We start from the raw sequence: 2,764 nt of genomic DNA, 5'->3' as shown, positions 1-2,764 counted from the left end.
TAGAGGCTCGTTGTCAAGGGAACCGTGGAATAAATGCGGTAAGTAGGCTCAAGCTAAGCATAAAAATATTGACAAATTCTTACTGCAAGGAAAATGAAAAATTTGCCCACTAATACTTGACACAAACTTTATTATCATAAGATTTGACCTTGCAGCATCTATAAAGGAGAGGTTACAGTTGTCAGTAAACATAAAATCCACTAATATAGTAAAATCATTAAAAATACTAAAAGGCAACACTAAAGTCTCAGTTCTCTCAGATCCTTTCTGGGCAATACCCTACACATTGTATAATTTCTATTTGAGCCTTTATATGAAAAGCTTAGGTGTTACTGACAAGCAAATAGGATTTTTAATTGCAATAGAATTTATTGCAGGCTCAATTATTTCCCTTTTCAGCGGTGTAATCGTAGATATCCTGGGAAGAAAAAAATCGACATTAATATTTGATTTGATATGCTGGCCTTTAGTAATGATGGTATACTTCTTTGCAAACTCATTCTGGATGTTTGCTATAGGCTACTTCCTTCATGCTTTTATGAGAATTACGTTAGTATCCTATAATTTAATGGTAGTTGAAGATGCTGACAACGAACAAAGAGTTACTGCTTTTAATTTACTTAATATAATTTCGATTGTTGCAGGAGTAACTACACCTTTATCTGGCTTACTTGTAAAACAAATAGGAATAATCCCTGCAGAAAGAATACTGCTTATGTTCGCAGCCATTAGTACTTTCATAATGATGATTGTCAGAAACCATTATTATGTTGAAACAAAAGCAGGACAGGAAATACTGAATAAACAAAAGGATAAGAAACTTGGTACTGAGCTCTTAAATGCCATAAAAAACGGCCCTTATAAGAACGTATTTCCTGCTTTAAAGAAAAAACCCGAATTGGTACTGGTTATATGTATCTTTGTTCTCTTTAATATCTATGTTACTATAGCCGCACATACCAGTCTGTATTATGTGCCATATATAACTGAGGTTTTAAAAATTGATGCATCTGCAGCATCCATACTTGGTGGCATAAATTCAGTGATGATGCTTATAGTAAATATTTTTATCATTCCTGTTATTATTAAATATAATACATTAAAAAACATGATATGGGGCCTGGGATTTCAAGCACTGTCCCTGTTTCTTTTTGTCTCCATTCCTACCTCCAATTTTTTTGCAGCATGTACAAGTGTTATATTCTCTGCCATTGGTTACAGTATATTTAAGCCTTTTGTTGATGCTGTGCTTGCAGAATATACTGATGGCAATGAACGTTCAGGAATCTATTCCCTTTCATATACGATAATTTCGATATTAACTGCAGTTATGGGTCTTGTGTCGGGATATATATATGATTTTAATCCACGTTTGCTTTATATATTTTCACTATTCATGCTAATAGCCTGCATTGTGATTTTAATAATTCTGTGTAAAAGGATGAAAATCATTCATTATTATTGAAATCCACAACCATATCTATAGTCTTCTAAATATAGTGAATTTTCTCTTAAAACAACATTTATATCTGTACACAAATCTCGCTTTTCAGGGAGCACACCTGTAGACAAATAATCATATAATAGTTTGACTGGATAATATCCCTGACATACCTTTTTATCGCATATTAGAGCTGTTACATATCCTTCCATGAGCATTTGCCTTGATAAAGGTGATGATTCATGACCAACTACAACAATATCTTTGATGCCTCTTTCTTTTAAATATTGACCAAATATACCTGCCCCTGCAGCATCCATGATATAGAGAGCGTTAACATCAGGATAATTTTTTAGAATGTTATCTAAAACAGCTTCATCATTTCCTTCTTTGTAAGTATAAATATTAGAAAGTACTATTTCTGGACTATATTCATTTAAATAACTAACAAATCCCATTATTCTTTGGGTATAAGCTGATAAATAATATGTTCTTGCTAATACACATACAATCCCCTTTCCTCGTATAAACTTTCCTGTTAATTCTCCTGCTACCCTACCAGCTATTTCTTTATTAGGACCATAATAAAAAATTCTGTCTTGATATTCTTGCCCGTCATTATATATAGCTGTCGCTATTTTTTTTTCTTTTGCATAGCTTAATAGTTTACTAAATTCTTGTATACGCCCATGAGTAACTAATAGTCCATTTGGTTTAGATTTCTCCACTATTTTTATAACTTCTTCCACGGGTATAGTATTAAATATTTGATTATCTATCGACTCAACTAAGATTTCTACTCCAAATTCTGATAACTCCTGTTCAGCCATAGAAACTCCTAATCTTACATCATTCCAATAGAAAGAAGGATGTATAGGCATAATAATTAATATTCGAAATTTGCTAGACATAGCAAATTTACGAGCAATAAGATTTGGTCGATAGTTAAGTTCTTCGGCTTTTTTTAATATTTGTTCTTTTGTTGATGCCTTAACATACCCAGTATTATTTAATGCCCTGTATACTGTAGCAACAGAAACGTTAAGTGCTTTCGCAATTTCTTTAACAGTTGTTTTTTTCATAGCCACATCCCTATGATAATTAAACTCAAATTAAATAATATAAATAATTATATTTTTAATTACTTTTTATAAATTATAAGATAAGTCTTTTTTTTTTGCAATTATTTATCATATTTTATAATGATACCAGAAATTAAGACAGACAAAACGGCCAAAATAAGTTAGAATGGAACTATGGAAAAGAGAAGAAATTTTACACCGGAAGAAAAAGCAAAAATAGTGATTGAGGTCTTAAGGGAAG

Annotated in this window: 2 protein-coding genes; one reads left to right on the top strand and one right to left on the bottom strand. The window is 31.6% G+C overall.

Translation table 11 applies throughout. From position 1 onward, the window contains the following. Positions 1 to 178: 178 nt before the first annotated feature. Positions 179 to 1,465, top strand: coding sequence for an MFS transporter (locus GXX20_08580; protein ID HHW31709.1), 1,287 nt, complete (start codon positions 179 to 181; stop codon positions 1,463 to 1,465). On the opposite strand, the gene GXX20_08575 is transcribed toward GXX20_08580, so the two are convergent. Further along, positions 1,459 to 2,523, bottom strand: coding sequence for a substrate-binding domain-containing protein (locus tag GXX20_08575; GenBank protein ID HHW31708.1), 1,065 nt, complete (start codon positions 2,521 to 2,523; stop codon positions 1,459 to 1,461). The genes GXX20_08580 and GXX20_08575 overlap by 7 nt on opposite strands. Between the last annotated feature and the right edge of the window lie 241 nt (positions 2,524 to 2,764).

Source organism: Clostridiaceae bacterium (assembly GCA_012840395.1).
GTDB lineage: Bacteria > Bacillota > Clostridia > Acetivibrionales > DULL01 > DULL01.
Note: the sequence above shows the minus strand (reverse complement) of the source record. Positions and strands in the feature narration are given on the sequence as shown.

Excerpts from the sequence above, each read along its gene's own strand:
- GXX20_08575 (HHW31708.1), bottom strand. The coding sequence starts at position 2,523 with ATGAAAAAAACAACTGTTAAAGAAATTGCGAAAGCACTTAACGTTTCT.